Annotated in this window: 12 protein-coding genes, 1 tRNA gene and 1 pseudogene; 5 read left to right on the top strand and 9 right to left on the bottom strand. The window is 71.7% G+C overall.

Going from position 1 to position 14,308, the window contains the following annotated elements; translation table 11 throughout:
• Positions 1–439 precede the first annotated feature (439 nt).
• From polA to LQ51_RS23860, 8 genes are all read right to left on the bottom strand, one after another.
• Entirely contained in the window at positions 440–3,139 is a 2,700-nt protein-coding gene (polA, locus tag LQ51_RS23895) for a DNA polymerase I (protein ID WP_046569333.1), read from the bottom strand.
• Positions 3,140–3,245: 106 nt separating this feature from the next.
• Entirely contained in the window at positions 3,246–3,956 is a 711-nt protein-coding gene (locus LQ51_RS23890) for an ABC transporter ATP-binding protein (protein ID WP_046569331.1), read from the bottom strand.
• Positions 3,946–4,866 (bottom strand): ABC transporter ATP-binding protein, encoded by a 921-nt coding sequence (locus tag LQ51_RS23885; RefSeq protein ID WP_197087893.1) that lies wholly within the window; start codon positions 4,864–4,866, stop codon positions 3,946–3,948. Before LQ51_RS23885 ends, LQ51_RS23890 begins: the two co-directional genes overlap by 11 nt.
• On the bottom strand, positions 4,859–6,016 hold the full coding sequence (locus LQ51_RS23880) for a branched-chain amino acid ABC transporter permease (protein ID WP_046569329.1): 1,158 nt from the start codon (positions 6,014–6,016) through the stop codon (positions 4,859–4,861). The genes LQ51_RS23885 and LQ51_RS23880 overlap by 8 nt, the downstream gene beginning before the upstream one ends.
• The gene (locus LQ51_RS23875) at positions 6,013–6,963 is read right to left on the bottom strand and encodes a branched-chain amino acid ABC transporter permease (protein ID WP_046569327.1); all 951 of its coding nucleotides are present in this window, start codon (positions 6,961–6,963) and stop codon (positions 6,013–6,015) included. Before LQ51_RS23875 ends, LQ51_RS23880 begins: the two co-directional genes overlap by 4 nt.
• Positions 6,964–7,056: 93 nt before the next feature.
• Positions 7,057–8,223 (bottom strand): branched-chain amino acid ABC transporter substrate-binding protein, encoded by a 1,167-nt coding sequence (locus LQ51_RS23870; protein ID WP_046569325.1) that lies wholly within the window; start codon positions 8,221–8,223, stop codon positions 7,057–7,059.
• 256 nt (positions 8,224–8,479) lie between these two features.
• The gene (locus tag LQ51_RS23865) at positions 8,480–9,631 is read right to left on the bottom strand and encodes a hypothetical protein (RefSeq protein ID WP_046569348.1); all 1,152 of its coding nucleotides are present in this window, start codon (positions 9,629–9,631) and stop codon (positions 8,480–8,482) included.
• Positions 9,632–9,758: 127 nt separating this feature from the next.
• A complete protein-coding gene (locus LQ51_RS23860; protein WP_046569323.1) occupies positions 9,759–10,379 on the bottom strand; it encodes an ANTAR domain-containing response regulator in 621 nt (206 codons plus the stop codon).
• Between the two features lie 93 nt (positions 10,380–10,472).
• On the opposite strand from LQ51_RS23860, the gene LQ51_RS23855 reads away from it, so the two are divergent.
• The 3 genes and pseudogenes from LQ51_RS23855 to LQ51_RS23850 all read left to right on the top strand — a co-directional run bounded on the left by LQ51_RS23855 (position 10,473) and on the right by LQ51_RS23850 (position 11,326).
• A tRNA-Leu gene (locus LQ51_RS23855) sits at positions 10,473–10,546 on the top strand.
• Positions 10,520–10,687: pseudogene (locus tag LQ51_RS34600) on the top strand (hypothetical protein); the annotation flags it as partial. The gene LQ51_RS23855 and the pseudogene LQ51_RS34600, both read left to right, overlap by 27 nt.
• 150 nt (positions 10,688–10,837) lie before the next feature.
• Positions 10,838–11,326, top strand: coding sequence for an LAGLIDADG family homing endonuclease (locus tag LQ51_RS23850; RefSeq protein WP_231605853.1), 489 nt, complete (start codon positions 10,838–10,840; stop codon positions 11,324–11,326).
• A gap of 40 nt (positions 11,327–11,366) precedes the next feature.
• Here the strand turns inward: LQ51_RS23850 and LQ51_RS23845 are convergent, their stop codons facing one another.
• Complete coding sequence (locus LQ51_RS23845) at positions 11,367–12,524, bottom strand: trans-sulfuration enzyme family protein (protein ID WP_046569321.1); 1,158 nt, start codon at positions 12,522–12,524, stop codon at positions 11,367–11,369.
• A gap of 102 nt (positions 12,525–12,626) precedes the next feature.
• Here LQ51_RS23845 and LQ51_RS23840 point away from each other — a divergent pair, with 102 nt between their 5' ends.
• Positions 12,627–13,109: an Lrp/AsnC family transcriptional regulator gene (locus LQ51_RS23840; RefSeq protein WP_046569320.1), complete on the top strand. Its 483-nt coding sequence runs from the start codon at positions 12,627–12,629 to the stop codon at positions 13,107–13,109.
• Between the two features lie 46 nt (positions 13,110–13,155).
• Positions 13,156–14,166: an LLM class flavin-dependent oxidoreductase gene (locus LQ51_RS23835; RefSeq protein ID WP_231605851.1), complete on the top strand. Its 1,011-nt coding sequence runs from the start codon at positions 13,156–13,158 to the stop codon at positions 14,164–14,166.
• The last annotated feature ends 142 nt before the right edge of the window (positions 14,167–14,308 follow it).

The raw sequence follows: 14,308 nt of genomic DNA, 5'->3' as shown, positions 1-14,308 counted from the left end.
CGACTCACGGGGCTTGATGACGGAAACGCAACCCGCCTGATGACGGGAACGATTCACCGGGCGTGATGACGGAAACGACTCACCCGGCCGCTGCTCGTGCGCCCGGGTGAGTCAGCTACGACATCAAGCCGGTAGGCGCTCACCCGTTGGTGGTCGGCCGAGCCGCCGGGTCAGGCCCGGCAGGCCCGCCCCCGCCCCGGTACGGCGCCCGGCAAGCCCCGCCCCCGTACGGCGCCCCGCAAGCCCGCCCCCGCCCCGTACGGCGCCCGGCAAGCCCACCCGCGCCCCGGTACGGCGCCCGGCAAGCCCGCCGCCGCCGGTACGGCGCCCCGCAAGCCGCCCCCGCCCCGTACGGCGCCCGGCAAGCCCCCCGCCGGTACGGCGTCCGGTCAGCGGTCCAGGCGGCAGCAGCAGGCAGACACAGCGGGCCCGTCCACGCTCAGTGGTCGGCGCTGTTCCAGTCCCGGCCCTCGCCGACCGACACCTCCAGCGGCACCGACAGCGGGTACGCCTCGCCCATCTGCGTACGGACCAGGGACTCCAGGGCCTCCCGCTCGCCGGGAGCGACCTCGAAGACCAGTTCGTCGTGCACCTGCAGCAGCATCCGGGAGCGCAGCCCGCCCTCGCGCAGTGCGGTGTCGACGTGCAGCATGGCGACCTTGATGATGTCGGCCGCGGAGCCCTGGATCGGGGCGTTGAGGGCCATCCGCTCGGCGATCTCCCGCCGCTGCCGGTTGTCGCTGACCAGGTCGGGCAGGTAGCGGCGGCGGCCCAGGATGGTGGAGGTGTAGCCGTCCTGACGGGCCCGGGCCACCACCTCGTGCAGGTAGTCGCGCACCCCGCCGAAGCCGGCGAAGTAGTTCTCCATCAGCCCGCGCGCCTCCTCGGTGCTGATCCCGAGCTGCTGGGACAGGCCGAACGCGCTCAGCCCGTACGCCAGGCCGTAGTTCATCGCCTTGATCTTGCGACGCTGGTCGGCGGTGACCTGGTCGACCGGGACGGCGAAGACCGACGAGGCGGTGGCGGCGTGGAAGTCGTGCCCGGAGTTGAACGCCTCGATCAGCGCGTCGTCCGAGGACAGGTGCGCCATGATCCGCATTTCGATCTGGCTGTAGTCGGCGGTGAGCAGGCAGTCGTAGCCCTCGCCGACGATGAAGGCGCGCCGGATCCGCCGCCCCTCCTCGGTGCGGATCGGGATGTTCTGCAGGTTCGGCTCGGTCGAGGAGAGCCGGCCGGTGGCCGCCACCGTCTGGTTGAAGGTGGTGTGGATCCGGGCGTCGTCGGAGACCGACTTGAGCAGCCCGTCGACGGTCGACTTGAGCTTGGCCACGTCGCGGTGGCGCAGCAGGTGCTCGAGCACCGGATGGGGCTGCTGCGCGTAGAGCCACTGCAAGGCGTCCGCGTCGGTGGTGTAGCCGGTCTTGATCTTCTTGGTCTTGGGCAGGCCCAGCTCGCCGAAGAGGATCTCCTGGAGCTGCTTGGGCGAGCCCAGGTTGAACTCCCGCCCGACCGCCGCGTACGCGCCCTGGGCGGCGGCCTTCACCTCGGCGGCGAAGTGCGCCTCCAGCTCGGAGAGGTAGTCGGTGTCGGCGGCGATGCCGGTGCGCTCCATCGCGGCGAGCACCCGCATCAGCGGCAGCTCCACGCCGGCCATCAGCCGGGCGGACTGCTCGCCGTCGCGGGACAGCTCGGCGTCGATCGCGTCGGCCAGGTCGAGGGTGGCCCGGGCCTGGAGCATCAGGTTCTGCTCGGCCTCGCCGTCGTCGCCCAGGCCGTCCAGGGTGAGCTGGCCGGTCTCCGGCGCGTCGACCCGCAGCTCTCGGTGCAGGTAGCGCAGCGCCAGGTCGGTCAGGTCGTAGGAGCGCTGGTCGGGGCGGGCCAGGTAGGCGGCGATCTGGGTGTCGCGGGAGATGCCCCGCAGGTCCCAGCCGTGCGCCGCGAAGGCCAGCACGGCCGGCTTGCTGTCGTGCAGCACCTTGGGCCGGGTGTCGTCGGCCAGCCAGCCGGCCAGCGCGGCCTCGTCGGCGGGGTCGAGGGTCGCCGGGTCGAACCAGGCCGCCGCGCCGCCCGTCGTGGCCAGCGCCATCCCGGTCACGGTGGCGGTGTGCCGGCGGTTCGGGCCGGTGTCGAGCTTGGCGGCCAGCCCGACCGGGGTGCCGGCCGGGGCGTGCGTGCCCAGCCAGCCGGCGAGCGCCCCCGGCTCGGTGAGCTTCTCGCCGGCCAGGTCGAAGCCGGCCTCGGCCTCCGGCTCGACGGCCTCGAGGTACTGGTAGAGCCGGTCGCGCAGGATCCGGAACTGCAGGGTGTCGAAGACCTGGTGCACCGCCTCCCGGTCCCAGCCCGGCCAGCGGGCGTCCTCGGGGCGCAGCGGCAGCTCCAGGTCGGTGACCAGGCAGTTGATCTCGTAGTTGCGGATCACCCGGGACAGCTGGGCGCGCAGGTTGTCGCCGGCCTTGCCCTTGATGTCGTCGGCGTGGGCGACCACGCCCTCGGCCCCGCCGTACAGGTTGATCCACTTTGCGGCGGTCTTCGGGCCGACGTTGTCCACCCCGGAGAGGTTGTCGCTGGTCTCGCCCACCAGGGCGGCCAGGTCCCGGTAGCGCTCGGGGCCCACACCGTACTTCGCCTCGACCGCGGCCGGGTCCATCCGGACCAGGTCGGAGACGCCCTTGCGCGGGTAGAGCACGGTGACCCGGTCGCCGACGAGCTGGAAGGCGTCCCGGTCACCGGTGGTGATCAGCACCTCCATGCCCTGGTCGCGGGCCTGGCAGGCGAGGGTGGCGAGGACGTCGTCGGCCTCGTAGCCCTCCTTCTCCACCACCGGCACGCGCAGCGCGGCGAGGACCTCCTTGACCAGGCTGACCTGGCCCTTGAAGTCGGTCGGGGTCTCGCTGCGGCCGGCCTTGTAGTCGGCGTACTTGTCGGTGCGGAAGGAACGGCGGGAGACGTCGAAGGCCACCACGATGTGGGTGGGCTGCTCGTCGCGGAGCACGTTGATCAGCATGGAGGTGAAGCCGTAGACAGCGTTGGTCGGCTGCCCCGTGGAGGTGGAGAAGTTCTCCACCGGCAGGGCGAAGAACGCCCGGTATGCCAGGGAGTGTCCGTCGACGAGGAGCAGGCGCGGCGTCGTAGCTGTCACGGCAGCGACTCTAGCCCGTACGCCCGACAACCCGGCGGACGGCGGCGCCGGTAAAAGCGGCGGCCGGCCGCCCCCGAAGGGACGGCCGGCCGCCGCCGGTACGACCTCAGGCCACGCCGAGGTACGCCTCCTTGACCGCCGGGTCGTGCAGCAGGTCCCGGCCGGTACCCTCCTTGACGATCCGGCCGGTCTCCAGCACGTAGCCCCGGTGGGCGCGGGAGAGCGCCTGCTGGGCGTTCTGCTCCACCAGCAGGATCGTGGTGCCCTGCTCGTTGATCCGGGTGATGATCTCGAAGATCTGCTGGATCAGCATCGGCGCGAGCCCCATCGAGGGCTCGTCGAGCAGCAGCAGCCGCGGGCGGGCCATCAGCGCCCGGCCCACCGCCAGCATCTGCTGCTCACCGCCGGAGAGCGTCCCACCGTGCTGCTTGCGCCGCTCGGCGAGCCGGGGGAAGAGGTCCATGACCATCTTCATGTCCTCGGCGATGCCTGCCCGGTCCCGCCGGGTGTACGCGCCCATCTCGAGGTTTTCCACGACGGTCATCCCGGGGAAGACGCCCCGCCCCTCGGGCGCCTGCCCGATGCCCCGGACCACCCGCAGATCGGCCCGCATCCGGGTGACGTCGGTGCCGTCGAAGACGATCGAGCCCGACGCCACCGGGCGCAGCCCGGAGATGGCCCGCATGGTGGTGGTCTTGCCGGCGCCGTTCGCGCCGATCAGGGCCACCACCTCGCCCTCGTTGACCGTCAGGCTGATCCCGTGCAGCGCCTGGATCCGCCCGTACAGCAGGGTCAGGTCCTTGATCTCAAGCAGCATCGGTCGGCACCCCCAGGTACGCGGCGATCACCTTCGGATCCTCCCGGACCTCGGCCGGCAGGCCCTCGGCGATCTTCTTGCCGAACTCCAGCACCACGATCCGGTCGGTCACGCCCATGACGAGTCGCATGTCGTGCTCGATCAGCAGCACCGTGGTGCCATTGTCGCGGATCTTCCGGATCAGGCCGAGCAGTTCCTCCTTCTCCGCCGGGGTGAAGCCGGCCGCCGGCTCGTCCAGGCAGAGCAGGGTGGGGTCGGTGGCCAGGGCCCGGGCGATCTCCAGCCGGCGCTGCTCGCCGTACGAGAGGTTGCGGGCCAGGTCCCCGGCGCGGCGCTCGATGCCGACGAAGCGCAGCAGCTCGTACGCCTTGTCGCGGCCCTGCCGCTCCTCCCGCCAGTGCCGCGGCAGCCGCAGCATCGCGGAGATCACGCTGGTCTTGTGGTGGGCGTCCGCGCCCACCATCACGTTCTCCAGCGCGGTCATCTCCGGGAAGAGCCGGATGTTCTGGAACGTCCGGGCGATGCCCGCCTTGGTGATCCAGGACCGGCGCTTGCCGTTGGTCCGCTGCCCCTTGAACCGGATCTCGCCCTCGGTGGGCCGGTAGACCCCCGTCATGGCGTTGAAGCAGGTGGTCTTGCCGGCGCCGTTCGGGCCGATCAGGCCGAGGATCTCCCCCTTGTAGAGGGTGAACGCGACGTCGTTCAGCGCGACCACGCCGCCGAAGCGGAGGGTGACGTGGTCGACCTCCAGCAGCGGCTCCCGCCCGGCCGGCGCGGTCGCGCCGGGGGTGGGCTCCACCGGCGTGTCCGCGCCGGACGCCGGCGGGGTGCCGACGGTGGCGCGACCGTCGTCGGCGATGTCCCGCTCGCTGGTCTCGTCCCGCTCGCTGTGCATCTGCGGCTCACTCATTGGGCACCGTCTCCTGGGGAACCACTTCCTTGCGCCGGTCGGCGAACTCCGCCGCGCGGCGCCGGTTGGGCACCAGACCCTGCGGCCGGAAGATCATCATCACGATGACCACCAGGCCGAAGACCAGGATCCGGTATTCCGCCGCGTCGAACTCGACACCGATCAGGTCGCCCACGCCCCGCAGCCACTCCGGCAGGTACCAGGTGATCGCGCCACCGGCGATCGCGCCCTTGATGTTGCCCGCGCCGCCGAGGATGACCGCGGCGAGCACCAGGATCGAGTTCTCCAGCAGGAAGCTGTCCGAGTTGATGAACGTCTGCTTGCCGGCGAAGATCGCGCCGGTCAGACCGCCGACCGCCGCGCCGATGGCGAACGCCCACAGCTTGTACTTGAACGTCGGCACACCCATGATCTCGGCGGCGTCCTCGTCCTCGCGGATCGCCACCCAGGCCCGGCCGACCCGACTGTTTACCAGGTTCCGCATCGCGAAGATGATCACGATGATCACCGTGAGGATCAGCCAGTAGTAGGGCTTCGAGCTCTCCACGCCGAACAGCGGGTGGCCGTCCGAGCCGGTGCCCGGCGGGTGCGGGATCTGCGGGATGCCCCGCTGGCCCTGCGCGATGCCCTCGTTGCGGGCCGCGTAGAGGCGGATCATCTCGGCGAAGCCGAGGGTCACGATGGCCAGGTAGTCACCGCGCAGCCGCAGCGTCGGGCCACCGAGGATCACCCCGGAGATCATGGCCACCGCGATCGCCACCGGCACCGCCGCCAGCCACGGCCAGTTGGTGCCCAACCGGCTCTCCGGCGAGGTCAGCAGCGCCACCGTGTACGCGCCGACCGCGTAGAAGCCGAAGTAGCCCAGGTCGAGCAGGCCGGCGAAGCCGACCACGACGTTCAGGCCCACCGCCAGCAGCACGAAGACCGAGGTGTCGAAGAGCACCGTCGCGAAGTCGGAGCGGGTGGTGTAGAAGGCGAAGTAGTCGCTGCCGATCGGGAAGCCGAGGTACTCGTAGAACCACCGGTTGGGCAGGATGTAGAGGAAGACCACCAGGGCGGCCAGGCCGACCCAGCGGACCTGCTTCGGCATCGCGTCCCAGCGGGTACGGAACGCCGCCGTGCGGCTCTTCTTGTCCGAGGTGGCGGTCATGCGCGCGCCCTCCCGAGAGACTCGCCGAGCAGGCCGGTCGGCCGGAACATCAACAGCACGATCAGCAGCACGAAACCGGTGAAGTCCTTCCAGTCTCCACCGAACAGGCCGGAGGCGTAGTTCTCCACCACCCCGAGCAGCAGGCCACCGAGCAGCGCGCCGCGCAGGTTGCCGATGCCGCCGAGCACCGCGGCCGAGAAGGCCTTGAGCCCGATCAGGAAGCCGACGTTGAACTTGGTGAAGCCGAACCGGATATCCCACAGCAGCGCGGCCACGCCGGCCATCAGGCCGCCGAGGATGAACACCAGCAGGATGACCCGGTTCTTGTTGACGCCCATCAGGGCGGCGGTGTCCGCGTCCTGGGCCACGGCGCGGATGCCCCGGCCGAGCCGGCTGCGGTTCACGAACTGGTCCAGGCTGATCATCATGATCAACGTGACCCCGAGGATCAGCAGCTGGAGGTTGGTCACGTCGGCCCCGAAGAGGGTGAAGACCGTCTTCTGCGGGATCATGTCCGGCATGCCGAACGGCGCCCGCTCGGTGCCGATGCCGAAGGACTCGGAGAGCACGAACGAGGCGCCGATCGCGGTGATGAGGAAGGCCAGCGGCGGGGCGTTACGGCGCCGCAGTGGCCGGTAGGCGACCAGCTCCACCACCACGGCGGTGGATGCCGAGGCGACCATCGCGACGGCGAGCCCGGCGAGGACCGCCACGATCAGCGGGCCGAACGCGGGGGCAGGGGTGTTCTGGTTGTGACCCAGCGCCTCCCAGGTCCACAGGGCGGTGAAGGTACCGACCATGAAGACCTCGGAGTGGGCAAAGTTGATCAGACGCAGGACGCCGTACACCAGGGTGTAGCCGAGCGCGACGAGCGCGTAGATCGCGCCCTGTTCCAGCCCGGTGATGGTCAGCGCCGGGAAGTTCCCGAAGAGCTCATCGAAGTTCAAGTGGGGGCTCCAACTGTGCGGCCAAGCGGTGCGGCCGGGAGGAAACTCCCGGCCGCACGCCTGGCGTCCCGTGGCGGGACCGGACCAACCCGGTCAGGCCTTGGGGATCTCGATCTCGGGGACGACCTGGCCCGCGTTCACCTTGAACGCCCAGACGATGACCTGGGCCGGGTCCAGCTCGCCGTTGGACTCGAACTTGTAGGTCACGCCGGTGGCACCGCCGGTGCCGCTGTAGCTGCTGATGAAGGCGTTCAGGTCGGCCCGGCTGGACTTACCGGCCTTGATGCCCTCGAGCATGATCTTGGTGATGTCGAAGGACACGTCGGCGTAGGTGCCCGGGTCCACGTTGAACTTCGTCTTGTAGTCGGTCGGGAAGGTGCCCTTGGCCTTGGTGGCCGGGGCGCACGGGCAGGTGAGGATGGTGCCCTCGGCGACCTGCTGACCGGCGACCTTGATGAAGTTGGCGTCGTTCACGCCGTCACCGGCGATCATGGTGCCCTTCCAGCCCGCGCCCTTGAGCTGCTTGAGCAGCAGGCCGGCCTCGGTGTAGTAGCCACCGAAGAAGAGGGCGGTCGCGCCGCTGCTGGTGATCTTGGTGACCACGGCGGAGAAGTTGGTCTGCTTGACCTGGATCTTGTCGTAGCCGGCCGGGGTGCCGATGACCTTCTTGACCTCGTCGGCCAGGCCCGCGCCGTACGCCGACTGGTCGTCGACGACGTACACCTTCTCGGCCTTCAGCACGTCCTTGATGTAGCGACCGGCGGCCGGGCCCTGGGAGGTGTCGTTACCCACGCCGCGGTGGAAGACCTTCCAGCCCTTGCTGCTCAGGCTCGGGCGGGTCGCCGACGGGGTGATGGTCGGCAGGCCGGCCGCGTCGAAGATCGGGTCCGCCACCTCGGACTCGCCGGAGAAGCCGGGGCCGATGATGCCGACGACCTTGCTGTCGCCGACCGCCTGCTGGGCCAGGGCCGGGGCCTTGGCCGGGTCGCCCTGGGAGTCGTACTGCTCCAGCTTGACCTGGCAGTCCTTGTTCTCGCTGTTGTACTGCTCGATGGCCAGCTGGGTGCCGTTGCGCATGTGGATGCCGAGACCCGCAGCGTCACCCGTCAGCGCGCCGAAGAAGCCGATCTTCAGGTCGCAGGCAGCCTTCCCGCCGCCGCCGGCCTCACTGTCGCCGCTGTCGGCCTTGCAGGCCGCGCCACTGAAAACGAGCGCGCCGATGGCCACGCCACCGAGCACCCGAGCGAGCTTCTGCCTCACGGCTCGTACCCTCCTCCGTCCGATGCCCGGACCACCCACCGCGAATTGGACCTTGCGAGGCTGGCCGGACCGACCGCGATCCCGGTCTGGGGCGGGACGTTATCCCACTTCCCGGGCACGCCGGAATAGCTAGGAGGAGGGGTTGACCTAACCGTTACGTTGAGTGGCCGATTTCATGGATGTGCTGTAACACACCCCAGCCCGTCACAGGACAAATCGTACAGTTGATGACGGCAAAGCCCTTGTCGGAAAGCAATCAGTTCGGGTTCCACGGCCCCCGCGCCGACCAGAGCCGCGCTCGCCTGCCATCGTCCACCACCAGCAGAGCAACGTCGCTCGATCCCGTCACCGCCACCGCCCGCTCGGCCCCGCCCGGCACCGCCACCGGCAGGCCGACCGGTGACCAGGAGTCACCGTCGCGGGAGAGCCAGCCGGTCGGGCCGGCGGCCGGCAGCACCAGCACCCCGCCGGCGACCTCGGCCAGCCCCGACACCCCGCCGCCTCCCGCGCCGAACGCGCCGCCGCCCCGCCAGCGCCCGCCCTCCTCCACCCAGGCACCCAACCGGTCACCCCGGCGACCCACCGCCACCGTCCGCTCCCCCACCGGGGCCACCCGTTGCAGATCCGCGCCGCCGTCCGCGGCCGGCAGCACCGCGCGCCGCCAGGTCCGCCCGTCCGCCGAGGCCCACGCCGCCGGCTGAGTGCCGGTACGCCCCGGCGGCAGCATCGAGCCCACCAGCAGCCACCCCGACGGGGTGCCGATGCCGTCCGCCACCCACGGCCGCCCCGCCCCGTCGGCGGCCAGCCCCGGCACCGCGCTGACCAGCGCGAAGTCCGTCCCGTCCGGGGACACCCAGGCCGCCGCCCCGGTGGCCCGGTTGCCCGAGATCAGCCACCCGCGCGGCCCGCCGGCGATCCGCCCCACGTTGACCGCGTCCGGCCCGCCGAAGACCTCGAACTCGGCCGGCACCTCCACCAGGGAGCCGTCGTCGGCCGCCCGCCAGGTGCTGATCCGGGGATTGCCGTGCACCCCGCCGCTCTTGCCCCCCACCGCGGCCAGCCGACCGTCCCGGCAGCCCGCCGCCGTCAGCAGGTTCTCCTCGCCGTACGGGCTGCGCGGCACCGGGCGCAGCGCCGTCCAGGTGACCGCGTCGGGGCTGCTCCAGGCCGCCGGCCGGGTGCCACCAGCGGCATCCACCACCGCACCGACCACGAACCAGCGGCCGGCACACGCCGTGGCGTCGCGCAGCGCCAGCCGGCCCGGGGCACCGGGCGGGACCGGCAGGGTGACCGGTTGCCAGCCCGGCCGGACCGGTGCGGGCGTGGGCACGGGCGCGGCCCGGCCCGCCGGGCGGCAGGCGGCGAGCAGCAGCACGAGCAGGCCGAACACCGCCACACCGCGCCGCATGGCGGCGATCGTATCGACCCCCGCCGACACCGGGGAACCCGCCGCCCGGCGGGTCCGCCGCGGTATCCGGACGGTCATCGTCCCGGCACCGGCGCACCGGTCGGCCCGCCTCGCGGGCCGGCGGAGGTCAGGACGCGGGCTGGGCCACCTCGCCGCCGGCGGTCTCCGCGAGGATCCGCTCGGCGACCTCCTTCATGGTCATCCGGTGGTCCATCGCGGTGCGCTGGATCCACTTGAACGCCTGCGGCTCGGTCATCCCGTAGGTGGTCATCAGCGCGCCCTTGGCCCGCTCGACGGTCTTGCGGATCTCCAGCCGGTCGGTCAGGCCGGCGACCTCGGCCTCCAGCGCGGCGATCTCCGAGTAGCGCGACAGCGCGATCTCCACGGCCGGCACCAGGTCGCTCTTCTGGAACGGCTTGACCAGGTACGCCATCGCGCCGGCCGCCCGGGCGCGCTCCACCAGGTCGCGCTGGCTGAACGCGGTCAGGATGATCACGGGGGCGATCCGGGCGCCGGCGATCCGCTCGGCGGCGGCCAACCCATCCATGATCGGCATCTTGATGTCGAGGATGACCAGATCCGGCTTCAACTCCTCGGCGAGCCGCACGGCGGTCTCGCCGTCACCGGCCTCGCCGGCCACCTCGTAGCCCTCTTCGACCAGCATCTCGGCCAGGTCCAGCCGGATGAGCGCCTCGTCCTCGGCGATCAGAACGCGCTTGCGCTCGGCGTCCGCCTGCATCTCGCCCACGAGCCACTCCCACCGGTTCGAACTCGACACCCGCCCTGCCGGGTGTCGCCGCCCCTAGCCTAGTGGGTAACCTGTTGGAGCCGAACTACAGAAGCCCCTGTAGCCCAACCGGCAGAGGCGCGATTCTCAAAAGATCGACAGTGTGGGTTCGAATCCCACCGGGGGCACAACTTGTCATACGGGTGTACGAAACTGACCTGGTGCATCCACCCGAGATACGCGCTCGCGCACGAAGCCTGTACCTCGCCGGCGCGACGGTCGCCGAGGCCGCCCGCGCTGTCGGATTGTCCTATCCGACCGTCCGGCACTGGTGCAAGGAGCGTCCCGAGCCGAGGCAGCGGAGCACTGCGGAGCGGTGTTTCCGCTGCCGAGCAGGTGTCGACGATCCGCCAGATCCGGCGCAGTATGCCTATCTCCTCGGCCTCTACCTCGGCGACGGTCACCTCGTCGTGGGCCGGGTGCCGGTCCTTCGGGTCTTCTGCGCCGACGCCTGGCCGGACCTGATCGCCGCCTGCGAGGACGCGATGAGGGCGGTCCTGGCCAGGTCCGTGCAGCGGGTCCAGAAGCGAGGGTGCGTCGCCGTGCAGAGTTACGGGATGCACTGGCCCTGCCTGTTCCCGCAGCACGGGCCGGGCAAAAAGCACGACCGCCCGATCGTCCTGGCCGACTGGCAGCGGCCTGTCGTTGAGGCGTACCCCGGCGACTTCCTGCGCGGCCTCTTCCATTCCGACGGCTGCCGGGTCAGCAACCGGGTGACCGTGCGAGGCAAGCGGTACGTCTATCCGCGCTACATGTTCGTCAACGAGTCGACCGACATCATGCGCCTGTGCCAGCAGGCCCTCGACCGGCTCGGCATCGCCTGGCGGATGAACCGCCGCAATTCACTGTCGGTGGCCCGCCGGGAGGCGGTCGCCGCGCTGGACCGCCACGTCGGCCCGAAGTCCTGACCGGACGAGGCCGCTGACGCGCGACCGACAGCGGCAGGCGTCAGATCCGCGACAGCGCCCGCGCGAGATCCGCCCGCAGGTCCTCCGGGTCCTCCAGCCCGACCGAGACGCGCAGCAGCCCGCCGGAGGGCTTGGCGTCGCCCTCGACCGGCCGGTGAGTGAGCGAGGCCGGGTGCTGGATCAGCGTGTCCACGCCGCCGAGCGACACCGCGTGGGTGATCAGCTCGCAGGCGTCGGCGACGGCGGCCGCGGCGGGCGCGCCGCCGCGTACCTCGAAGGCGAGCAGGCTGCCGGGTCCGGCGAGCTGCCGGCCGACGAGCCCGGCCGGGTCGTGCAGCGACGGGTGGTGGACCCGCTCGACGGCCGGGTGGCCGGCCAGCCAGGCGGCGAGCTTCTCGGCGCCGGCCTGCTGGGCGCGGACCCGCAGTGGCAGGGTCTGCAGGCCGCGGTGCAGCAGGTAGGCGCCGAGCGGGTGCAGGACGGCGCCGGTGACGGCGCGGACCTGGCGCAGCCGGGTGGCCCAGGTGGGGTCGCAGGCGACCACGCCGGCCAGGACGTCGCCGTGACCGCCGATGCTCTTGGTGGCGCTGTGCAGGACGAGCGCGGCGCCGTGCCGGGCGGGCTGCTGGAGCACCGGGGTGGCGACGGTGTTGTCGACCAGCAGTGGGACGTCGCCGGCGGCGGTGGCCAGGGCGGCGATGTCGACCAGGTCGAGGGTGGGGTTGGCCGGGGTCTCGACCACCACCAGCGCGGTGTCCGGTCGGATCGCGGCGGCCACCTCGTCGGGTCGGGCCCAGCTGACCTCGGTGCCGAGCAGGCCGGTGGCGAGGACGTGGTCGGTGCCGCCGTAGAGGGGGCGGACGGCGACGACGTGGCGCTTGCCGTCCCGGGTGGCGGCGAGCAGGGTGGCGGTGAGGGCGGCCATGCCGCTGGCGAACGCGACGGCCTCGGCGGTGCCCTCGAGTTCGGCGAGGGCGGTCTCGAAGCGGGCCACCGTGGGGTTCCAGAGCCGCTGGTAGACGGCGCTGGCGCCGGCCGGGAGGGTGCCGCCGGTGGCGAGGGCCTCGTACGCGTCGCCGCCGCCCTGGACCGAGGGCAGCGGGTTGGTGGTGGAGAGGTCGATCGGCGGCACGTGGGCGCCGAGGCCGGCGAGGTCGTCGCGCCCGGCGTGCACGGCTCTGGTGTCCACGGCGGTCATGGCCGGAAGCGTCGAACATCAGCCGTGCTGAGGGCAATAGCAGCGAAGAAGATTCTGCGAAATGCTCTTTTGATGCAGCGAGGTTCGGCGGATGATGCTCGCATGCCCCTCGCACCGAATGATGTACGGCCGCCGTTCGCGGCCCTCGACGACGTGGACCGCGCCATCCTGACCGAGCTGGCGGCGGACGGCCGGCTGCCGAACAACGCCCTGGCCGAACGGGTCGGGGTGGCCCCGTCGACGTGCCTGACCCGGACCCGGGCGCTGCGCGAGTGCGGGGCGATCCGCGGGTTCCACGCGGAGGTCGACCCGGCGGCGGTGGGCCTGCCGTTGCAGGCGCTGGTGTCGGTGCGGCTGACGGCGCACGAGCGGGCGGCGGTGGACGCGTTCCGGGCCCGCTCGGTACGCCTGCCGGGCGTGGTGTCGGTGTTCCACGTGGCCGGCGCGGAGGACTACGTGCTGCACGTGCGGGCCGCCTCGGGGGACGCGCTGCGGGACTTCGTGCTGGACCACCTGGCGGTGGATCCGGCGGTGCAGCACACCCAGACCAGCCTGATCTTCGAGCAGGCCCGGGGAATGGGATAGCCCACCCAGCGGAACAATCCCGGCCCGCGGCGGGTTGCACCACGCTGTGATCGACGTACCCCTGTCTGTTCTTGATCTTGCCCCGGTGGCCGCGAGCGGCAGCGCCGGCGAGGCCCTGCGGCACACCACCGAGCTGGCCCGCCGCACCGAGGAGCTGGGCTACCGCCGGTTCTGGGTGGCCGAGCACCACAACATGCCGGCGATCGCCAGCTCCGCCCCGGCGGTGCTGCTCGCCCACCTCGCCGCGCACACCTCCACGATCCGGCTCGGCTCCGGCGGGGTGATGCTGCCCAACCACGCGCCGCTGGTGGTGGCGGAGCAGTTCGGCACCCTGGAGGCGCTGCACCCGGGCCGGATCGACCTGGGCATCGGTCGGGCGCCCGGCACCGACCAGGTGACCGCGCTGGCGCTGCGCCGCACCATGGAGGGCCTGTCCGCCGAGCACTTCCCGCGCGAGCTGGCCGACCTGATGAACTACTTTAGCGGCGCCGAGCCCGGCCCGATCACCGCCACCCCCGGAAAGGGGCAGTCGCCGCAGGTCTGGCTGCTCGGCTCCAGCGGGTTCAGCGCCCAGCTCGCCGGCCTGCTCGGGCTGCCGTTCTCGTTCGCGCACCACTTCAGCGCGCAGAACACGATCCCCGCCCTCCAGCTCTACCGGCAGCACTTCCGGCCGTCGCAGTGGCTTGATCGGCCGTACGCCATGGTCGCCGTCAACGCGGTCTGCGCGGAGACCGACGAGCGGGCCGAGTGGCTGGCCGGGCCGGCCGGGCTGTCGTTCCTGAAGCTGCGCTCGGGGCGCCCGGAACCGCTCGCCTCGCCCGAGGAGGCGGCGGCCTACCCGTACTCGGAGTTCGAGCGGGAGTTCGTCGCGCAGCGGCGGGAGGGGCAGGCGACCGGCTCGCCGGAGACGGTGGCCCGGCAGCTCGGGGCGCTGCTGGAGCGCACCGGCGCGGACGAGTTGATGCTCACCACGATGGTGTACGACGTCGCCGACCGGGTCCGCTCGTTCGAGCTGATCGCCGAGCAGGTCGCCGGTGGCCTGCGCCAGAGCCGCTGAAACACGCTCTTCATAGCCACGTCACCCCAGCGTCGCCGAGCCGGCCTAACGTGGTGTCCGGTGGTGGTACGGCATTCCCGGTCGGGACGGGTCGGGAATGCCGCGGTGTGGAGCACCGGGCCGCCGGTCGCGGATTCCGCGG

The sequence above is a fragment of the Micromonospora sp. HK10 genome, from assembly GCF_000982955.1.
Classification (GTDB): Bacteria; Actinomycetota; Actinomycetes; order Mycobacteriales; family Micromonosporaceae; genus Micromonospora.
Note: the sequence above shows the minus strand (reverse complement) of the source record. Positions and strands in the feature narration are given on the sequence as shown.

Coding starts and splice junctions, on each gene's coding strand:
- LQ51_RS23890 (WP_046569331.1), bottom strand. CDS start 3,956: ATGCTGCTTGAGATCAAGGACCTGACCCTGCTGTACGGGCGGATCCAG.
- LQ51_RS23885 (WP_197087893.1), bottom strand. CDS start 4,866: ATGAGTGAGCCGCAGATGCACAGCGAGCGGGACGAGACCAGCGAGCGG.
- LQ51_RS23880 (WP_046569329.1), bottom strand. CDS start 6,016: ATGACCGCCACCTCGGACAAGAAGAGCCGCACGGCGGCGTTCCGTACC.
- LQ51_RS23865 (WP_046569348.1), bottom strand. CDS start 9,631: ATGCGGCGCGGTGTGGCGGTGTTCGGCCTGCTCGTGCTGCTGCTCGCC.
- LQ51_RS23845 (WP_046569321.1), bottom strand. CDS start 12,524: ATGACCGCCGTGGACACCAGAGCCGTGCACGCCGGGCGCGACGACCTC.
- LQ51_RS23840 (WP_046569320.1), top strand. CDS start 12,627: ATGCCCCTCGCACCGAATGATGTACGGCCGCCGTTCGCGGCCCTCGAC.